Annotated in this window: 15 protein-coding genes, 1 tRNA gene and 2 pseudogenes; 10 read left to right on the top strand and 8 right to left on the bottom strand. The window is 68.2% G+C overall.

All coding sequences use genetic code 11. The annotated features are described in order from the left end of the window. Nucleotides 1–75: 75 nt before the first annotated feature. Complete coding sequence (gene crgA / locus OG858_RS23155) at nucleotides 76–330, bottom strand: cell division protein CrgA (protein WP_037689717.1); 255 nt, start codon at nucleotides 328–330, stop codon at nucleotides 76–78. Between the two features lie 142 nt (nucleotides 331–472). Here crgA and OG858_RS23160 point away from each other — a divergent pair, with 142 nt between their 5' ends. Genes OG858_RS23160 through OG858_RS23185 form a run of 6 tightly spaced genes read left to right on the top strand, consistent with a single transcriptional unit; the run spans nucleotide 473 to nucleotide 4,924 of the window. Then, entirely contained in the window at nucleotides 473–1,321 is an 849-nt protein-coding gene (locus OG858_RS23160; RefSeq protein WP_179200918.1) for a DUF881 domain-containing protein, read from the top strand. A gap of 23 nt (nucleotides 1,322–1,344) precedes the next feature. Beyond that, entirely contained in the window at nucleotides 1,345–2,031 is a 687-nt protein-coding gene (locus OG858_RS23165; protein WP_179200917.1) for a class E sortase, read from the top strand. Between the two features lie 53 nt (nucleotides 2,032–2,084). Continuing rightward, nucleotides 2,085–2,246: a hypothetical protein gene (locus OG858_RS23170; protein ID WP_086747894.1), complete on the top strand. Its 162-nt coding sequence runs from the start codon at nucleotides 2,085–2,087 to the stop codon at nucleotides 2,244–2,246. Beyond that, nucleotides 2,243–2,893, top strand: a complete 651-nt coding sequence (locus OG858_RS23175; protein WP_086747893.1) for an aminodeoxychorismate/anthranilate synthase component II — start codon at nucleotides 2,243–2,245, stop codon at nucleotides 2,891–2,893. Before OG858_RS23170 ends, OG858_RS23175 begins: the two co-directional genes overlap by 4 nt. Then, nucleotides 2,890–4,161, top strand: a complete 1,272-nt coding sequence (locus OG858_RS23180; RefSeq protein WP_319260321.1) for a class E sortase — start codon at nucleotides 2,890–2,892, stop codon at nucleotides 4,159–4,161. Before OG858_RS23175 ends, OG858_RS23180 begins: the two co-directional genes overlap by 4 nt. A 25-nt stretch (nucleotides 4,162–4,186) precedes the next feature. Continuing rightward, nucleotides 4,187–4,924 carry a class E sortase gene (locus tag OG858_RS23185; RefSeq protein ID WP_256960338.1) on the top strand — a complete coding sequence of 246 codons (738 nt, stop codon included), beginning with the start codon at nucleotides 4,187–4,189 and terminating at the stop codon, nucleotides 4,922–4,924. 175 nt (nucleotides 4,925–5,099) lie between these two features. Here the strand turns inward: OG858_RS23185 and pknB are convergent, their stop codons facing one another. The 6 genes from pknB to OG858_RS23215 all read right to left on the bottom strand — a co-directional run bounded on the left by pknB (nucleotide 5,100) and on the right by OG858_RS23215 (nucleotide 13,238). Beyond that, nucleotides 5,100–7,088 carry a Stk1 family PASTA domain-containing Ser/Thr kinase gene (pknB, locus tag OG858_RS23190; protein ID WP_319260325.1) on the bottom strand — a complete coding sequence of 663 codons (1,989 nt, stop codon included), beginning with the start codon at nucleotides 7,086–7,088 and terminating at the stop codon, nucleotides 5,100–5,102. Nucleotides 7,089–7,257: 169 nt separating this feature from the next. Further along, nucleotides 7,258–8,724, bottom strand: coding sequence for a peptidoglycan D,D-transpeptidase FtsI family protein (locus tag OG858_RS23195; RefSeq protein WP_319068666.1), 1,467 nt, complete (start codon nucleotides 8,722–8,724; stop codon nucleotides 7,258–7,260). Next, a complete protein-coding gene (locus OG858_RS23200) occupies nucleotides 8,721–10,172 on the bottom strand; it encodes an FtsW/RodA/SpoVE family cell cycle protein (protein WP_319068668.1) in 1,452 nt (483 codons plus the stop codon). Before OG858_RS23200 ends, OG858_RS23195 begins: the two co-directional genes overlap by 4 nt. 27 nt (nucleotides 10,173–10,199) lie before the next feature. After that, on the bottom strand, nucleotides 10,200–11,729 hold the full coding sequence (locus OG858_RS23205) for a Stp1/IreP family PP2C-type Ser/Thr phosphatase (protein WP_256960586.1): 1,530 nt from the start codon (nucleotides 11,727–11,729) through the stop codon (nucleotides 10,200–10,202). A gap of 128 nt (nucleotides 11,730–11,857) precedes the next feature. Next, a complete protein-coding gene (locus tag OG858_RS23210; RefSeq protein ID WP_086749631.1) occupies nucleotides 11,858–12,385 on the bottom strand; it encodes an FHA domain-containing protein FhaB/FipA in 528 nt (175 codons plus the stop codon). A 10-nt stretch (nucleotides 12,386–12,395) separates the two neighbouring features. Next, complete coding sequence (locus tag OG858_RS23215) at nucleotides 12,396–13,238, bottom strand: FhaA domain-containing protein (RefSeq protein ID WP_086749630.1); 843 nt, start codon at nucleotides 13,236–13,238, stop codon at nucleotides 12,396–12,398. A gap of 484 nt (nucleotides 13,239–13,722) precedes the next feature. Here OG858_RS23215 and OG858_RS23220 point away from each other — a divergent pair. Beyond that, nucleotides 13,723–13,806 (top strand) — tRNA-Leu (locus OG858_RS23220). Between the two features lie 445 nt (nucleotides 13,807–14,251). Next, a complete protein-coding gene (locus OG858_RS23225) occupies nucleotides 14,252–17,062 on the top strand; it encodes a beta-L-arabinofuranosidase domain-containing protein (RefSeq protein ID WP_328544515.1) in 2,811 nt (936 codons plus the stop codon). 59 nt (nucleotides 17,063–17,121) lie between these two features. On the opposite strand, the pseudogene OG858_RS23230 reads toward OG858_RS23225, so the two are convergent. Next, a pseudogene (locus OG858_RS23230) lies at nucleotides 17,122–17,361 on the bottom strand (FMN-dependent NADH-azoreductase); the annotation flags it as partial. A gap of 2 nt (nucleotides 17,362–17,363) precedes the next feature. Between OG858_RS23230 and OG858_RS23235 the strand changes: the two are divergent. Then, nucleotides 17,364–17,476: pseudogene (locus OG858_RS23235) on the top strand (winged helix-turn-helix transcriptional regulator); the annotation flags it as partial. A gap of 242 nt (nucleotides 17,477–17,718) precedes the next feature. Continuing rightward, nucleotides 17,719–19,179, top strand: coding sequence for a DUF2252 domain-containing protein (locus tag OG858_RS23240; RefSeq protein WP_408059422.1), 1,461 nt, complete (start codon nucleotides 17,719–17,721; stop codon nucleotides 19,177–19,179). The last annotated feature ends 206 nt before the right edge of the window (nucleotides 19,180–19,385 follow it).

Consider the following 19,385-nt stretch of genomic DNA (forward strand, 5'->3'; position numbering starts at 1 on the left):
CCCCACTGTGGAAAACACCTGTGGATAACTCTGGGGAGAGCTCTGGGGAGAGCTACTTCCACCGGGCGGGGACCTCTACTTCCACTGGGTCGAGACGCCGAATCCCGCGGCGATGAACCCGAAGCCGACCACGATGTTCCAGTTGCCCAGCGAATCGATCGGCAACGAACCGTCGGTCACATAGAAGACCACGATCCAGGCCAGCCCGATGAGGAACATGGCCAGCATGACCGGGGCCACCCAGCCATGGCTGTTCAGCTTGATGTTCGTGGCCTGCTTGGACGGCGGCGGCGTGTAGTCGGCCTTCTTGCGGATACGTGACTTCGGCACGAGGGTCTCTCCTGTCGATGCGCTGCGTGGCCGCGCAGGGAACTGTGGCGGGCTCCGGGGCAGCGTACAAGGGGACACTGAATGCTCCCCCGGGCGTCCGTTAGCGTAGTGCTTCCGCGGCGCCTAAGGAGATAAGGGTACGTTGAGCAATTCAGCCGACTCCCCCAAGGCTGGTTCCGGCACCTCCCCGGAGGCCGGGTCCGGCGACTTCTCCGGGACTGGCTCCGACCCCGCCACCGGGAACGGCGACACCTCCACCCGGGGCGGGTTCCGCCCCGTGCGCGTGCTGACCGTCGGGGTCTTCGCCCTCGCCGGGCTGATCTTCTTCACCAGCTTCGACACGGCCAAGGGCACCAACATCCGTACGGACGCCTCGTTGCTGAAGCTCTCCGACCTCATCCAGGAACGCAGCCACAAGAACGGGCAGCTCGACGAGTCCAACGCGGTGCTCCGGGACGATGTCGAGGCCCTCGCCGAGCGGGACGACGGCAGCACCGATGCCGAGGACGCCCGGCTCAAGGCCCTGGAGAAGAACGCCGGGACCCAGAGCCTCAAGGGCGAGGCCCTCACGGTCACTCTCAACGACGCTCCGCCGGACGCCACCGCCAAGCTTCCCGGTTACCCCGAGCCGCAGCCCGACTATCTGGTCATCCACCAGCAGGACCTGCAGGCCGTGGTGAACGCCCTGTGGCTGGGCGGCGCCCAGGGCATCAAGGTCATGGACCAGCGGCTGATCTCCACCAGCGCCGTGCGCTGCGTCGGAAACACCCTGATCCTCCAGGGCCGCGTCTACTCGCCCCCGTACAAGATCCAGGCGGTCGGTGACCCGGAGAAGCTGCAGAAGGCGCTCGCCGCGAGCGAGGCGATCCAGAACTACATGGTGTACGTCAACGTCTACGGGCTGGGCTGGAAAGTCACCGAGGACGGGCCGGTGACTCTTCCCGGCTACTCGGGCACAGTGGATCTGAAGTACGCGAAGCCCGTGGAGTAACGGCAGCCGGGGGACCCGTGTCGGTGCGCGTGATCGTGAGGACCGTCAGCGAGCTCTGTATCACCGCCGGCGCCCTGATCGTGCTCTTCGTCGTCTATGTGCTGTTCTGGACCGGCGTGAAGGCCGACACCGAGATGGACCACCAGGTCGACCTGCTCCAGGACCAGTGGGCGAAGCAGTCGGCGAAGCCGACGTCCGGCCCCGGCGCCTCGGTGGCTCCGGAGCCGCCCGCCCCGTACAGGGACGCCAGACCCTTCGCGCTCATGTACATCCCGCGCCTTGGTTCCACGTGGCACAAGCCCGTCCTCGAGGGCACGAAGACGGACACGCTGAAGAAAGGGCTCGGGCACTACGCGAACACCACGCAGTTGGGGCAGAAGGGGAACTTCGCGGTCGCCGGCCACCGCCGCACCTACGGTGATCCCTTCAAAGATTTTCCCAAGCTGCGCCCCGGCGACACGGTCGTCCTGACCGACGGCGACGACTGGTTCACGTACGTCATCGACAAGGGGCCCTATCGGACATTGCCCACGGACGTCCAGGTCATCGACCCCGTGCCGACGAAGTCCGGGTACACGCGCGCGGGGCGCTATCTGACGCTGACGACGTGCGACCCGGAGTGGGGACACAGCCATCGGCTCATCGTCTGGGGCCATCTGGATTCCACACAGCCTGTGGAGTCAGGGAAACCGGAGGCACTACGCCGTTAGTCTGGTGGCGGTACGGCGTGAGTCCGGTGCCGTGGTGTGAAGGAAGGGACGGCATGTACGGCTGGATCTGGCGGCATCTGCCGGGTAACACGTGGCTGAAGGCGCTGGTTTCCCTCGTGCTGACCCTGGCCGTGGTCTATGTCCTCTTCCAATACGTCTTTCCCTGGGCGGAGCCCCTGCTCCCCTTCAACGATGTGACGGTGAACGACCAGTGAGTGCCGCCCGACCCGCCCGGGTCCTCGTCGTCGACAACTACGACAGCTTCGTCTTCAACCTGGTCCAGTACCTGTACCAGCTCGGCGCCGAGTGCGAGGTGCTGCGCAACGACGAGGTGGCGACCACGCACGCCCAGGACGGCTTCGACGGCGTGCTCCTGTCCCCCGGGCCGGGCACCCCCGAGGAGGCCGGTATCTGCGTCGACATGGTCCGCCACTGCGCCGCGACCGGTGTCCCCGTCTTCGGCGTCTGCCTCGGCATGCAGTCCATGCAGGTGGCGTACGGCGGTGTCGTCGACCGCGCGCCCGAACTGCTGCACGGCAAGACGTCACTGGTTGAGCACGAGGGCAGGGGCGTCTTCGCGGGCCTGCCCACCCCCTTCACGGCGACCCGCTACCACTCCCTGGCAGCCGAGCCGACGACCGTACCGGCCGAGCTTGAGGTCACGGCGCGCACCCACGACGGGATCATCATGGGCCTCAGGCATCGTGAACTGCCCGTCGAGGGCGTGCAGTTCCACCCCGAGTCGGTGCTCACCGAACACGGCCACCGCATGCTCGCCAACTGGCTGGCGGAATGCGGCGACCAAGGGGCCGTGGCGAGGTCGACGGGGCTCGCCCCCGTGGTGGGCAGGGCCACGGCGTGACGGCACTGCGCCCCGAGCGTGAGAGTGCCCCCTACGGCGGCGAGGCCGCGTACGGGGGCGCCGAGTCGTTCGAGGCGGAGGCCTTCGAGCCCGGGACGCCGTTCAGCGACGCGGCCGAGCCCCAGCAGTGGGCCGCCCACCAGGCGCCGCAGTACGCCCCGGGCGACTGGTACGGGCAGCAGCAGCCGTACGCGCGGCCCTCGTACGAGCCGTACGAGGACTACGGACAGCGTCCCCAGGCCTCGTACGACGGTCCGTACGACGCCTACGCGGCGCCGAGTGCCCGTGCCGACTTCTCGGCCGACACCGCCCACGAGCACCCTCCGATCGACGAGGAGACCGTGGCGCTCCGGGTGGAGGAGGCGCGGCGGACAGCGGCAACGGCCGAGTACATACCTCCCTCGGCCGTCACGGCGGGCCGTGCGGCCCGCCGTAAGGCCGCCAGGCGCCACGGGAGGCACGGAGGCCCCCCTGGTGCCCACGCGGCCTCCAGGGCCGCTCAGGGGCCGGAGAAGCCCTTACTCGCGGCCGGTGAGGCGTCGGCGTCGGCGCCCCGCTCCAGGATCGAGGCGCGGCGGGCGGCCAGGGCGCGGAAACCCAGCGCCGGTGTGCTTGCCAGCCGGGCCATCGGTGAGGTGTTCATCACCACCGGTGTCGTGATGTTGCTGTTCGTCACCTACCAGCTCTGGTGGTCGAACATCCGGGCCCACCAGCAGGCGGGCCGGGAGGCGACGAGCCTCCAGGAGGAGTGGAAGAACGGCAAGCGCGCGCCGGGCGCGTTCGAGCCGGGACAGGGCTTCGCCATCCTGCACATCCCGAAGCTGGATGTCGTCGTGCCGATCGCCGAGGGCATCAGCAAGTCGAAGGTGCTGGACCGCGGGATGGTCGGGCACTACGACGTGAACAGCATCAAGACGGCGATGCCCGAGGACAAGACGGGCAACTTCGGTATCGCCGGCCACCGCAACACCCATGGTGAACCGTTCCGTTACATCAACCGGCTCAAGCCGGGCGACCCGATCGTCGTGGAGACGCAGGACAAGTACTACGTCTACGACATGGCCTCGATTCTGCCGGTGACACCGCCGTCGAACGTCAGCGTGCTCAATGCCGTGCCCCCCGGGTCGGGGTTCACCGAGCCGGGCCGCTACATCACGCTGACCACGTGCACGCCGGAGTTCACGAGCAAGTACCGCATGATCGTGTGGGGCAAGATGGTGGAGGAACGGCCGCGCAGCGAGGGAAAGCCCGACGCGCTCGTCCAGTAGGGGCTCGACCAAGGGCGGAAGAACTGTGGCAGTGACCACCGACGACACCGAAGAGAAGACGGGCGCGCCCGAGACCACGCCGCGCCGCCGTATGAGCCGGCTGGCCATGGCGGTCAGTGTCTTCGGTGAACTCCTCATCACCGCGGGCCTGGTGCTCGGGCTGTTCGTCGTCTACTCGCTGTGGTGGACGAACGTGCTCGCGGACCGCGAGGCGGGCAAGGAAGCGAACAAGGTCCGCGACAACTGGGCCTCCGACAACGGTCCGGGCGCCCTGGACACCAAGGACGGTATCGGCTTCCTGCACGTCCCCGCCATGAACAACGGCGAGGTCCTGGTGAAGAAGGGCACCTCCACCAAGATCCTCAACGGTGGCGTCGCGGGGTACTACACCAACCCGGTCAAGGCGACGCTGCCCAGCTCCGACAAGGACGGCAACTTCACCCTCGCCGCCCACCGCGACGGCCACGGCGCGAAGTTCCACAACATCGACAAGCTCGGCAAGGGCGACTCGATCGTCTTCGAGACCCGCGACAACTGGTACGTCTACAAGGTCTACGACACCCTCACCGAGACCTCGAAGTACAACGTCAAGGTCCTCTCGAACATCCCCAAGGAGTCCGGCAGGAAGAAGGCCGGCAAGTACATCACCCTCACCACCTGCACGCCCGTCTACACGTCCCGGTACCGGTTCATCGTGTGGGGCGAGCTGGAGCGGGTGGAGCGGGTGAACGCGGAGCGGACGCTGCCGAAGGAACTGCGGTAGCTACCTCGAGCTGATTTCCAGCTCTTAGGGATGTTTCACGTGAAACAGTCGGATTCACGTGAAACATCGGAATACGAAGGAGCCCCGGCACCCCCTTCAGGGAGGGTGTCGGGGCTCCTTCGTCATGCGGGCCGAGGTGGTGGTGGATCAGTCCTCGTCCTGGGAATCGGCGGGGCTAATCGAAGAAGCCACCGCCGTCGCTCCCGCCATTGTTGTTGTTGCCGTTGTTACCGCCGAAGCCGACCGACGCGAGGGTGATCGTCGTCTGGGCCGGGTCGGCGTCGTTGCCGCCGTCCGGGTCCTGGTCGGTGACGAACGCGGTGTCGCTCTGGTCGCTGCCGTTGGCGAACTGGATGTTGGTGAAGCCGGCCGCCTGCAGGATCTGCTTCGCCTGCCCCACGGTCCGTCCCACGACGTTCGGGACCTCGGCCTCCGGCTTCTCCTCCTCGGCCGCCTTGCCGATCTGGATGGTGACCGTGTCGCCCTTGTTCAGCTCGGAACCCGCCTCGGGGTTGGTCGCGACGACCTTGCCTACGAGGCTGTCGTCGTCGGTCTCTACCTCGGTGCAGGTGCCGACGAGGTTGTTGGCCGCGATCTGGTTCTTGGCAGCGTCACAGCTCTGCCGGGCCACGTCCGGGACGGTTTCCTTGTCCGGAGCCCTGGCGACCGTCAGCGTGACCGTGGAGCCCTTTTCGATCTTGCCGCCATCCGGGTCTTGGTCGATCACGATGCCTGCGGTGCGGTCGGACTCCTCGGTCTTCTTCTCGACCTTCAAGCCCTTGTCCAGGAGCTGGGCCTCGGCCTCGTCGAACTTGATGCCCTGGACGTCGGGAACCGTGACCCTCGGAGCGCCCGTCGAGATTACCAGGGCGATGGTGTCGCCCTTCTTGACCGGATCACCTACTCCAGGCGCCTGCTTGCAGACATTGCCCGCCTTCTCGTTTTCGCATTCGTCCTTAGTGACGGTCACCTTAAGATCAACATTGACTGCTGCTCTCTTGGCCTCGGCCTCCGTCTGTCCGACGAAGCTGGGGTTCTTGAACGTCTCCTTGGAGGCGTCGTTCCCCGGGAACATCCACCGGCCGATGAGGATCGCGCCGATCAGTACCAGCACACCCGCGAGGACCAGGAGGATCGTCGAGGTGTTGTTCTTCTTCTGCTGGCGGCGGCGGCCCTGGCGGTCGTCGTAGCCGTAGCCGTCGTCCGGGCCGACCGGGGGCAGCATCGTCGTGGCACCGGCGTCGGCGCGCAGGGCGGTGGTCGGCTGGTCGTCGGGGTAGCCGCCGTAGCCGACCGAGCCCATGGCCGCGGTGGCCGCGACGGGCTGGCCGTCGAGGCAGGCCTCGATGTCGGCACGCATCTCGTCGGCGGACTGGTAGCGGTAGTCCGGGTCCTTGACCAGCGCACGCAGGACGATGGCGTCCATCTCCGGCGTGATCTCCGGGTCGAAGACGCTTGGGGGCTGCGGCTCCTCCCGCACGTGCTGGTAGGCGACCGCCACGGGGGAGTCACCGATGAACGGCGGGCGGACCGTCAGGAGCTCGTAGAGCAGACAGCCCGTCGAGTACAGGTCTGAACGGGCGTCCACCTGCTCGCCCTTGGCCTGCTCCGGGGAGAGGTACTGGGCGGTGCCGATGACCGCGGATGTCTGCGTCATCGTCATTCCGGAGTCGCCCATGGCGCGGGCGATGCCGAAGTCCATGACCTTGACCTGGCCGTTGCGCGTCAGCATGACGTTGGCCGGCTTGATGTCGCGGTGGACGATCTGGTTGCGGTGGGCGTACTCCAGGCCCTGGAGGATGCCGATGGTCATCTCCATGGAGCGCTCCGGCAGCAGCCTGCGGCCGCTGTGAAGAAGCTCACGGAGGGTGGAACCCTCGACGTACTCCATGACGATGTACGGGATCGAGACCCCGTCGATGTAGTCCTCGCCCGTGTCGTAGACCGCCACGATCGCGGGGTGGTTGAGTGAGGCGGCCGACTGGGCCTCCCGGCGGAACCTGGCCTGGAAGGTGGGGTCGCGCGCGAGGTCCGCTCGCAGCGTCTTCACCGCCACGGTGCGGCCGAGGCGGGTGTCCATCGCGAGGTAGACCTCCGCCATGCCACCACGGCCGAGCACCTGGCCCAGCTCGTACCGGCCGCCGAGGCGACGCGGCTCTTCCATAGCTTGCTACCAGCCCTCTCCGTCGGTCCCGACCGCACCCATGTGTGGTCCGGCGGCTGTGCTCCGGGCATACGGTACCCGGCTCGCCTTCTGTGACCTGGCCAACCGCGTCACCCGATACAGGACCGGTATCGCAACGTGCGTCGATGTGAAGGCGACGTGAGCGGGGTCACTTCTTGCTGTCGATCACTGCCTGCATCACGCTCTTCGCGATCGGTGCGGCGAGACCGCCACCGGAGATCTCACCACGGTCGGCCGCACCGTCCTCGACGACCACGGCCACGGCGACCGGCGAGCTGCCGTCGCTGAGCTGGGCGTACGAGATGAACCAGGCGTACGGCTTCTCCTTGTTGTCCACGCCGTGCTGCGCGGTACCGGTCTTGCCGCCGACGGTGACACCCTGGATCTTCGCCTTGCCGCCCGTGCCCTGTGGGTCGTTGACGACGGTCTTCATCATGTCCTGCAGCTTCTGGGCGGTCTCCGGTGAGACCGCCTGGGACAGCGTCTCGGGCTCGTGCGCCTCGATGACGTCGAGGTTGGAGGCGCGCAGTTGGTCGACCATGTACGGCTTCATCAGCTCGCCGTCGTTGGCGACTGCCGAGGCGACCATGGCCATCTGCAGCGGGGTGCTGCGGTTGGAGGCCTGGCCGATGCCGTCCATGGCGTTCTGGGGCTCGTTGTCCTCGGGGTAGACGCTCTCGGCGGCGCGGACCGGGACGTCCAGCTCGTCCTCGTTGAAGCCGAACTTCTCGGCCTGCTCGATCATCTTCTCGTTGCCGACGTTGTCCGACATCTTCGCGAAGACGGTGTTGCAGGAGACCATCAGCGCGTAGCGCAGGGTGGCGTTCTTGCACACGCCGTGCTCGTTGGTGAGGTCGGTCTTCGTGCCGGGGAGCTGGTACGGGTCCGGGGTCTTCGTCTTGTCGTCGATGCCCGAGACGATGTTGTTCTCCAGGGCCGCGGCGGCCGTGACCACCTTGAACGTGGAGCCCGGCGGGTAGGTCTCGCGCAGCGCGCGGTTCAGCATCGGCTTGTCGGAGTCCTTCTCCAGCTTCGTGAAGGTCTCGCTGTCCTTGTTGCTGATACCGGCGAAGGTCGACGGGTCGTACGACGGGGTCGAGGCCAGGGCGAGGATCGCGCCGGTCTCGGGGTCGAGCGCGGCGACGGCGCCCTTCTTGTCGCCGAGACCCTCGAAGGCCGCCTTCTGCGCTGCGGCGTTGAGGGTGGTGACGACGTTGCCACCCTCCTTCTTCTTGCCTGTGATCATGTCGAGCGTGTTCCGGAAGAACAGCCGGTCGTCGTTGCCGGTGAGGATGCCGTCCTCGAGGTTCTCCAGCTGGGAGGCGCCGACGATCTGCGAGGAATAGCCGGTGACCGGCGCCCACATCTCGCCGTTCTTCCAGGTGCGCTTGTACTTGTAGTCGAGGCCCTTGGAAGCGGTGGACCCGGTGATGGCCTTGCCGTCGACGATGATGTCGCCACGAGGCGTGGCATAGCGCTCGATGGCGACGCGCCGGTTGTCCTTGTGGGTGGCAAGGGAATCCGCCTGGACGTACTGGAGCCAGTTGTTGCGGATGAGCAGGGCGAGGACCAGGAGCCCGCAGAAGATCGCGATGCGGCGCAGAGGTTTGTTCATGACGGGCGGACCACCTGGGTCATCTCGGCATCGGGGTTCGGGGCGGGGGCGGGGGCGGGCCGGCGCGCGGTGTCGCTGATTCTGATCAGAATGCCGATGAGTGCCCAGTTGGCGATGACGGACGAACCGCCGTACGCCAGGAAGGGCATCGTCATACCGGTCAGGGGGATGAGGCCCATCACGCCGCCGGCGACGACGAAGACCTGGAGGGCGAACGCGCCGGACAGGCCGATGGCGAGCAGCTTGCCGAACGGGTCGCGGGCGGCGAGGGCGGTGCGGATGCCGCGCTCCACGATCAGGCCGTAGAGCAGCAGGATCGCCATCACGCCGGCCAGTCCCAGTTCCTCACCGAAGGTGGCGAGGATGAAGTCGGAGTTGGCGGCGAACCGGATGAGCTCGGAGTGGCCCTGACCCCAGCCGGTGCCGAGGGTGCCACCGGAGCCGAACGCCCACAGGGCCTGCATGGCCTGCTCGGAGTGGACGATGCCGTCGTTGGTCCCGGCGCGGCTGAGCTGGTACTCGCGGTACGGGTCGAGCCAGGCCTGGACACGGGTCTGGACGTGCGGTTCGAAGCTGGCGACGCCGACGGCGCCGGCCGCGGACATCAGCAGACCGAAGACGATCCAGCTGGTCCGCTCGGTGGCGACGTACAGCATGATCACGAACATGCCGAAGAACAGCAGCGAGGTACCGAGGTCGGTCTCGAAGACCAGGATGAGGATCGAGATCGCCCAGACGACGATGATCGGGCCGAGGTCGCGGCCGCGCGGCAGGTACAGGCCCACGAAGCGGCGGCTGGCCAGCGCGAGCGCGTCGCGCTTCACCATCAGGTAGCCGGCGAAGAACACCGCCAGCACGATCTTGGCGAACTCGCCGGGCTGGATGGTGAAGCTGCCGACCTGGATCCAGATCTTGGCGCCGTAGGTGATGTCGGCGCCCAGGCCCGGGACCAGGGGGAGCAACAGCAGGACCAGCGCACCGACCATGGAGATGTAGGTGTAGCGCTGCAGGGTGCGGTGGTCCTTGAGGAAGATCAGCACGGCGATGAGGAGCGCGATGCCCATCGCCGTGTAGATCAGCTGGTTGGTCGCCTTTCCGCCGGCAACACCGAGGCCTCGCAGGAGGCTCGACTGGTCCAGTCGCCAGATGGCCACCAGCCCCAGGCCGTTCAGCAGCGTGGCCAGCGGCAGCAGCAGTGGGTCCGCGTACGGGGCGAACTTGCGTACGACGAGGTGGCCGATGCCGGCCAGCACGCCGAGGCCGATGCCGTAGGCGGCCAGACCGGCCGGGACCTCGTCGTTCAGGGCGAGACCCACGTTGACGTAGGCGAACACCGGGATGACGACCGCGAACGCCAGCAGCGCCAGCTCGGTGTTGCGTCGGCTCGGGGTGCCGATCGCGCCGATCGTGGACGTGTGCTGCGTCGACGGGTTGGTAGTACTGCTCATCGTGTGAGTGGGCCCCTCGCGGCTTGCCTACTGCTCACCGCACCGTGAGACCAGTTCCTGCTCCTCCTCCGAGAGGCTGGGGCCGGTCGACGGTGTGGGTGCGGTCTGGGTCGGGGTCGGGGACGTCGACGATGTCGACGTCGGGGACGGTGTGGCCTTGGACGTGAGGGAGGTCTTCGTGGTTCCCGTGGCTCCGCCGGCCTCGCCCTCGCCGGTCTTGGCGTTGTTGTCCGCCGCCTCGCGGCGCTCGGCGTTCTTCTTGCACGCCGACGCCTGGGTGGAGAGCTCCGTGATCTTCTTCTCGGCGTCGTTCAGACCGCCCTCGGCGATCGTGGCCTCGACCAGCTTCTGCTGGTAGGACGGGAGGTACTTGAGTTCGATCTCGGGGTGATCCTTCTCCACGTTCGAGAGGGAGATCCAGGCCAGGTCCTGGCTGATGCCGCGGTACAGCGCCACGTGGTCGTCGTTGGCGCCGACGTAGTACTGCGTCTGCGTCCAGCGGTACCCGCTGTACAGGCCCCCGCCGACCACGGCGAGGGCGAGGATGCCGAAGAAGGATCTCTTCAGCCACCTGCGCTTCTTGCGCGGCTTGACGAAGTCGTCGTCCGAGTAGTCGTCGAAGCTGCCCGCGGCCGGCATGTACCCGGTGGCGTCGCCGGAGCCGGGCGGGCCGAACTCGCCGCCGCCCTGTCCGTGTCCTTGGCGGCCGAGCCCGGAGGCGCGGCCGGCCGGGGTCTGCATGATGCCGTTGTCCTGCAGGTGGAGCTGGTTCTCTGCGACCGCGCCGACCACGACCGGGGTGTCGGAGAGCTGCCCGGCGAGGGTGTCCCCGGTGTCGAGGTCGAGGACGTCGGCGATGATGACCGTGATGTTGTCCGGTCCGCCGCCGCGCAGCGCGAGCTGGATCAGCTCCTGCACGGTTTCCTGCGGGCCCTGGTAGCTGGCGAGGGTCTCCTCCATCGTCTGGTGGGACACGACGCCGGACAGACCGTCGGAGCAGATCAGGTACCGGTCGCCGGCGCGGACCTCGCGGATGGAGAGGTCGGGCTCGACGTGGTCGCCGCTGCCCAGCGCGCGCATCAGCAGGGAGCGCTGCGGGTGGGTGGTGGCCTCCTCCTCGGTGATGCGGCCCTCGTCGACCAGGCGCTGCACCCAGGTGTGGTCCTGGGTGATCTGCGTGAGGACGCCGTCCCTGAGGAGGTACGCGCGGGAGTCGCCGACGTGCACGAGGCCGAGTCGCTGGCCGGTCCACAGCAGGGCGGTGAGCGTGGTGCCCATGCCCTCCAGCTGGGGGTCCTCCTCGACCATCGCGCGCAGCTGGTCGTTGGCGCGCTGCACGGCGGTGCCGAGGGAGGTGAGGATGTCCGAGCCGGGGATGTCGTCGTCGAGCGTCACGAGGGTGGAGATCACCTCGGAGGAGGCGACCTCACCGGCCGCCTGGCCGCCCATGCCGTCGGCGATCGCGAGCAGCCGGGGACCGGCGTAGCCCGAGTCCTCGTTGCCCTCGCGGATCATGCCTTTGTGCGATCCGGCGGCGAAGCGCAGTGACAGACTCATGCGCACCTCGCCTGTCGGCTCCGGGTACATCCGCACGGTGCCCACCCTCCGGTCGGGAGCGCGCCGGGGCCCCTGGTGGGGGCCGCCGCCGCGTGCTCGCTCCGCTCGCGCCTACTCATGATGTAGCACTACTTCCGCAGCTCGATGACGGTCTTGCCGATGCGGATCGGCGCGCCGAGCGGAATCGGCGTGGGAGTCGTCAGTCGGTTCCGGTCGAGATACGTGCCGTTGGTGGACCCCAGGTCCTCGACGATCCACTGGCCGTCGCGGTCCGGGTAGATCCGGGCATGCCGGCTGGAGGCGTAGTCGTCGTCCAGCACGATCGTGGAGTCGTGCGCGCGGCCCAGGCTGATGGTCTGGCCTTGCAGTGCCACGGTCGTACCCGTCAGCGTGCCCTCGCTGACGACGAGTTTGGTCGGCGCGTTGCGCCCGCGGCGCCCACCACCGGTGGCGGGCGCGGGCTGCTGGCCGCGCTGCTGTGGAGGGGCGGCCTGGCGGGCGGCCTGCGGTTGCCGCGCGGCCTCCCGGCGCGACCCCCGCTGGGTGACGCGCGTACCGAACAGGTCGCTGCGGATGACCTGCACGGCCACGATCACGAACAGCCACAGTACGGCCAGGAAACCCAGCCGCATGACCGTGAGGGTCAGCTCTGACATTGCCCCCGCTTCACCCTTCGGCTTGCCGGTAAATGATGGTGCTGCTGCCCACGACGATCCGCGAGCCGTCGCGGAGCGTAGCGCGGGTGGTGTGCTGCCCGTCCACCACGATGCCGTTGGTGGATCCGAGATCCTGGATCGTCGAGGGCGTTCCGGTCCGGATCTCGCAGTGCCGACGGGAGACGCCGGGGTCGTCGATCCGCACGTCGGCTTCCGTGCTGCGCCCCAGTACCAGCGTCGGGCGGGAGATCTGATGGCGGGTGCCGTTGACCTCGATCCAGTAGCGCATGCGTCCGCCGGCCGTCGGAGCGGCGGGCGGCCGCTGGCCGAGCGGGGAGGCGCCGGGGCGGCCACCGCCGGGCGGCGCGGCCGGCATGGGCGGGGCGCCCGCGGGTGCCGCGGTGGGCGGATAGCCGTATCCGCCCGGGCGGCCCGCGGCGGGGCTTGCAGGGGCGCCCGAGGGGGCCTGCTGGTCGGTGGAGGAGGCGAGCGTACGGCTGCGCACCCGGTACAGACCGGTGTCGAGGTCGTCGGCCTTCTCCAGATGGACCTTGATGGCGCCCATGAAGGTGTAGCGCTGCTGCTTGGCGTAGTCGCGCACCATGCCGGCGAGCTCATCGCCGAGCTGCCCGGAGTAGGGGCTGAGGCGCTCGAAGTCGGGCGTGCTCAGCTCCACGATGAAGTCGTTGGGGACGACCGTGCGGTCGCGGTTCCAGATGGTCGCGTTGTTGTCGCACTCCCGCTGGAGCGCTCCCGCGATCTCCACGGGCTGGACCTCGGACTTGAACACCTTGGCGAAGGTGCCGTTGACCAGACCTTCGAGACGTTGCTCGAACTTCTTCAGGACTCCCATGGGGCACCTCCTCCGTCGTCACCGCTCTGCGTACCGTGTCGGTACTGCTTACTGATCGTATCCACGCGCCGGGAATTCGGCTGGTTCCCCCCGTCGGCCGGGTCGACCGGTGTCACCCGGTATCGATGCCCGCTGAGGTCCCTTCCCGGATTCCCGCCGGAGCTCCTTTTCGAACTACCCCGTCCGAACTCTGCCAAGGATCGTAGAGGCGGTGCGAGACCAGTGTCCCGCACCGGACCGTGCACCCCGTCCCTCTCCAGTGGAGATGGCCGGGACCGGTACGAGGTTGATACGTGAACCAGCACGCGTTGATACGTGACCGGAGGAGCCGTGTGTTCGGTCCGTGCTGGTCGGCCGGTCACGCCGCCGCGGGGCGGGGTCGGCTGCGGATAAGGGATGTGAAGCCACCCTCTCCAGCGTGCTAATCTTCTCGATGTCGGAAGGCGCCAGCACCGCAAGGTACGGGGCCCAGGACACACCTAATGCGCGGGTGGCGGAATAGGCAGACGCGCTGGATTCAGGTTCCAGTGCCCGCAAGGGCGTGGGGGTTCAACTCCCCCCTCGCGCACAGCGAAGCGGTCCCATCGTGATCACGATGGGACCGCTTCTTTTTTTGTTCGCTCGTGGACTGCCTGGAGGGCTGAACGTGTTCCAGTGGGGCTCTGAAGTGTGAGGAGTCTCTCAGAGCGTTCAGCAAGGGCTTTCGGCTTCCGGTGGCGCGGGAGGGCGTGGGGGCGTGGGGGCGTGCCGAGTCTCGCGCGCGCGGGCGTGGGTGGTGCCGGAGTCAGCGTCACGTGAATCGTCGTAGATGGGGATACGGGCGATGTTTCACGTGAAACGGCGCTGAGGGCGTGTGTGTAGCCGCCCCGCCTGGCGCTTGGGTCACGGGAAACCCGTCAGAACCGTTGACGCGAGCCTGCCTCATACCTATCTTCTGGTCGGTAATTCGTACAATGTTCGCCATTTCGAACAAGCCCCTTTCGGGCCCCACACCTGCCAGAGACGAGGCGCACATGGCACCGCCCCTCTCCAGACGCTTTCTCCTCCAGTCCGCGTTGCTCGCCGCGGCCGTACCCGGAGTTTCCTTTGCGGCGGGTGGTGGCCGAGCGTTCGCCGCCACTGTTCCGATGCCTTCCACCTGGTCGGTGCGACCCTTCGAGTTGAAGGACGTGGCGCTCGGCCAGGGCCTGTTCGCCGACAAACGTCAGTTGATGCTCGACCACGGCCGCGGCTACGACGTCGACCGGCTGTTGCAGGTCTTCCGTGCCAACGCGGGCCTTTCCACCAAGGGTGCGGTCGCTCCCGGCGGCTGGGAGGGGCTCGACGGCGAGGCCAACGGCAACCTCCGCGGCCACTACACCGGGCACTTCCTGACCATGCTCGCCCAGGCCTACGCGAGCACCAAGGACACGGCGTACTCCGACAAGATCCGCTACATGGTCGGCGCGTTGACCGAGGTGCGCACGGCGTTGCGCACCGACCCGCGCATGCTCGCCGTCACCGGGAAGTTCGGCGGTGCCCATGAGAACGTCCGGGGCTCCTACCAGTACGTCGACCTGCCGAACAGCGTGCTCGGCGGCGCGTCGGCGATCACCCTGTCGGCCTGGGTGAAGCCCACACACAACGCCAACTGGCAGCGGGTCTTCGACTTCGGCGACAACACCACCCGCTACATGTACCTGGTCACTCGCAACGCGAGCGGGGTTCCGCGCTTCGCCATCACCACCGGCGGAGCGGGCGGGGAGCAGAGCCTCAACGGCACCGCCGCGCTGCCACTGAACCAGTGGAGCCACCTGGCGGTGACCATCTCCGGCAGCACGGGCACCCTCTACGTCAACGGCACCGCCGTCGCCCAGAACACCTCGATGACCCTCAACCCATCGGTCCTGGGCACCCTGACGAACAACTGGCTGGGCCGCTCCAACTACTCCGCCGACCCGATGTTCGCGGGCGTCTTCGACGAGTTCAACATCTGGTCGAGGGCGCTGACCGCGGCGGAGATCACCTCACTGCAGACCAACGAGGCCAAGAAGTCCTCCGCGGGGCTCGGCAACCTCGCGTCGTACTACTTCTTCGCCACCACCGGCGGCACCTTCGACGACGCCTCCGGACGCGGCCTGACCGCCACGCTGCGCCGCACCTGGGGCGGGCCGAGCCATCCCGGGTTCCTCGCCGCCTACCCGGAGACGCAGTTCATCGATCTGGAGTCGCGGACCAGCGCCGACTACACCGTGGTGTGGGCGCCGTACTACACCGCGCACAAGATCCTCAAGGGTCTGCTCGACGCCTACCTCGCCACGGACGACGCCCGGGCGCTCGACCTCGCGTCCGGCATGTGCGACTGGATGTACTCCCGGCTGTCCAAGCTGCCCGAGTCCACGCTGCAGCGGATGTGGGGCATCTTCTCCAGCGGTGAGTTCGGCGGCATCGTCGAGACGATCGTCGACCTGTACTCGATCACCGGCAAGGCCGACCACCTCGCACTGGCCAAGCTGTTCGACCTCGACCGGCTCATCGACGCCTGCGCCGCCGGCACCGACATCCTGGACGGCCTCCACGCCAACCAGCACATCCCGATCATGACCGGTTACGTCCGGCTGTACGACGCGACGGGCGAGACCCGCTACCTCACCGCCGCGAAGAACTTCTGGGGCATGGTGATCCCGCAGCGCATGTACGGGATCGGCGGCACCAGCACGGCCGAGTTCTGGAAGGCGCGCGGGGTCGTCGCGGGGACGATCAGCGACACCAACGCCGAGACCTGCTGCGCCTACAACCTGCTCAAGCTGAGCCGGAGCCTGTTCTTCCACGATCAGGACCCGAAGTACATGGACTACTACGAGCGGGCCCTGCTCAACCAGATCCTCGGCTCCAAGCAGGACAAGGCCGACGCCGAGAAGCCGCTGGTCACGTACTTCATCGGGCTGAAGCCCGGTCATGTGCGCGACTACACCCCCAAGCAGGGCACCACCTGCTGCGAGGGCACCGGCATGGAGAGCGCCACCAAGTACCAGGACTCGGTGTACTTCACCAAGGCCGACGGCAGCGCGCTGTACGTCAACCTGTACAGCGCCGCCACGCTGAACTGGTCCGCGAAGGGCGTGACGGTCGCCCAGAGTACGGACTACCCCAGGGAACAGGGCTCCACGATCACCATCGGGGGCGGCAGCGGGGCCTTCGAGATGCGACTGCGGGTGCCGTCATGGGCGGGTTCCGGCTTCCGGGTGACCGTCAACGGCAGCGCGGTGAGTGGCACTCCGGCCGCGGGGAGCTACTTCACGATCCCCTCCCGCACCTGGCGCGGCGGGGACGTCGTACGCGTGACGATCCCGTTCCGGCTGAGGGTGGAGAAGGCCCTCGACGATCCGTCGCTCCAGACGCTGTTCTACGGGCCGGTCAACCTGGTGGGCAGGAACAGCGGTACGAGTTACCTGTCGGTCGGGTTGTACCGGAACGCCGGGCTCTCCGGTGACCTGTTGCCCTCCCTCGCTCCGGTGAGCGGAAAGCCGCTGCACTACACGCTGGGCGGCATCGAGTTCGCTCCCTTCTACGAAGGGAGCGAGGATCCGACGCACGCCTACGTCAAGCGCGCCGAACCGAAGGTCGTCCTCGGCGGTACCGATTCGGGCGTCGCCAATCCTGCGAAGTCCGACGGCACGACCCTGCTGGACGAGATCTGGGCTGGTGCGCCGTTCGCCGACAAGGGCGCACTGGTGGCGCGTGTGCAGTCGACCGTCAATTCCTGGGTGTCTGCCGGGCTGCTGAGCCAGGCCGACGGACAGAAGGTGGTGACCACCGCGCAGGACGCGACGTACGCGGCCTGACCGGCACGGGCGGTTGCTCCCACGGCGGGGCGGCCGCCCTTCGCGTTCCCCGGGAGGATCTACGCGGCGAGGCGCTCGGCCAGAGGCTCGACCTTGACGCCCGTGCCGTCGAAAGCCTTGCTGCGGTAGGCCTCCGAGAGTGGGATCAGCCTGCTCATGGCGGGGTTGTGCGGGGCCATCGTGAGCTCCGGGACGATGAAGTCGATCTCCGGGCCGAGGGCTTTCGAGTACCCGCTCACGGCCGTGCGGCCGATGAGGGCCACGTTGTCCAGCCACGCCTTGAGGGTCGACGGGATCGAGGAGCGAGCGCATGCTCTCCGACCTGCTCACGAACTCGGCGCCGCCGGGCTGGTACTGCGCGAGGTCGACGAAGGGCCACCACTGCGTGTCACCTACCGGCTGACCGAGGCAGGGCCGCGCTTGAACTGGCGCTGCAGGAACCGGCGCTGCAGGAACCGGCGGTACGGGGTCCGGCCCAGCCGTACCGTCTCCTCGTACACGTGGGTCGACTCGGCAGCTAGCGGGCAGAGTTTTCCACAGGTGGGGACCAGTGGGGCGCCGGGTTGTCCACAGGGTCTGACGCGTTTCGGCCACCGGCTGTACCGTCGTCACGAGTTGATGTTCGTGCGAGGACGGGTGCGGGGGAGGCGGTCGCTGTGACCGAGACCAGTACGACGGCAGGGCCGGTGGCCGAGGCGGATCTCGGGGCGAAGGCGGCGTCGCCTTCGGTCGGCGCGCGCGTGCCGGGGGTGCCGGGGTTCGCCCGGTGGCCCTCGGAGGGGTCGCCCAAGGACGAGGGCAAGGCGCTGCGCACGCGGGTGCCCCGCAGCGCGCACGCGGATGTGACCCTCACCGCCGGCCGGCCGGACGCGGTGTCCGCGGTGGAGGAGTCCAACCACGGCCGGATCGCCGGCCTCACCCCGATACGGGTCGGCAGGATGGCGGCCACCCCCTTCGCGTTCCTGCGCGGCTCGGCAGGCCTGATGGCCTACGACCTCGCCCGTACGCCCATGACCGGCATCGGCACCCAGATCTGCGGCGACGCCCACGCGGCCAACTTCGGCCTGTACGGGGACGCGCGCGGCGAACTCGTCATGGACCTCAACGACTTCGACGAGACCGTGCACGGTCCCTGGGAATGGGACCTCAAGCGCCTCGCCGCCTCCCTGGTGCTCGCCGGTCGCGAGGCGGGCGCCGACGAGGACATCTGCCGCAAGGCGGCCTACGACGCGACGGGTGCGTATCGGCGCACGATGCGGCTCCTCGCCAAGCTCTCGGCGCTCGACGCGTGGAACGCCATCGCGGACGAGGAACTGGTCTCCTACACCGACGCCCACGACCTGCTGGGCACGCTGGAGCGGGTCTCGGAGAAGGCGCGCGCCAACACGAGCGGCCGTTTCGCGGCCAAGGCGACCCGGCCGGTGGAGGGTGGGGGCCGCCACTTCGTGGACGCTTTGCCCGTGCTGCGCCGCGTGGACGACGAGGAGGCCGCCGCCGTGGCCACCTCCCTGACGCAGTACCTGACCACCCTTTCGGAGGACCGCCATCCACTGCTCGCCCGGTACGCCGTGCACGATGTGGCGTTCCGCGTGGTCGGCACCGGCAGTGTGGGCACCCGCTCGTACGTCGTCCTGCTGCTGGACCACCGAGGGGAACCGCTCGTCCTCCAGGTGAAGGAAGCCCGCCCTTCGGTGCTCGAGCCGCACCTCGCGACCGCCGGCTTCGAGGTGCCGGAGACGGAACACGAGGGGCGCCGGGTGGTACTCGGCCAGAAGCGTATGCAGGTCGTCAGCGACATCCTGCTGGGCTGGACCACCGTCGACGGACTCCCCTTCCAGGTACGCCAGTTCCGCAACCGCAAGGGCAGCGTCGACCCCGCGGCCCTGGCCGCCGACCAGATCGACGACTACGGCCGTATGACCGGCGCCCTCCTCGCCCGTGCCCACGCCCACAGCGCCGACCCCCGCCTGATCGCCGGCTACTGCGGCAAGAACGAGGAGCTCGACGAGGCGACGGCCACGTTCGCCGTGACCTACGCGGACCGCACGGAGGCGGACCACGCGGACCTGGTGACGGCTGTGCGGGCGGGGCGGATCGCGGCGGAGACAGGGGTCTGAGGGGAGAGCGAACAGGAGCATCAGGGCGGCTGGAGGGCTTCGGACCGGCTGGGGTGCCCGGAGCGGGGACGTGTTGTGAGCGCGCGGAGGCTTCGGATACGTCCGTCGGGTGGCAGGGGTGTCCGGATGAGCCGACTGCGCTGACCGGGCAGCCGGTGAAGCGGGGGCGATATCACTCGCCCCCGGGTCTTTGGCGGCTTTCGGTG

It is taken from the genome of Streptomyces europaeiscabiei (assembly GCF_036346855.1).
GTDB classification, from domain to species: domain Bacteria; phylum Actinomycetota; class Actinomycetes; order Streptomycetales; family Streptomycetaceae; genus Streptomyces; species Streptomyces europaeiscabiei.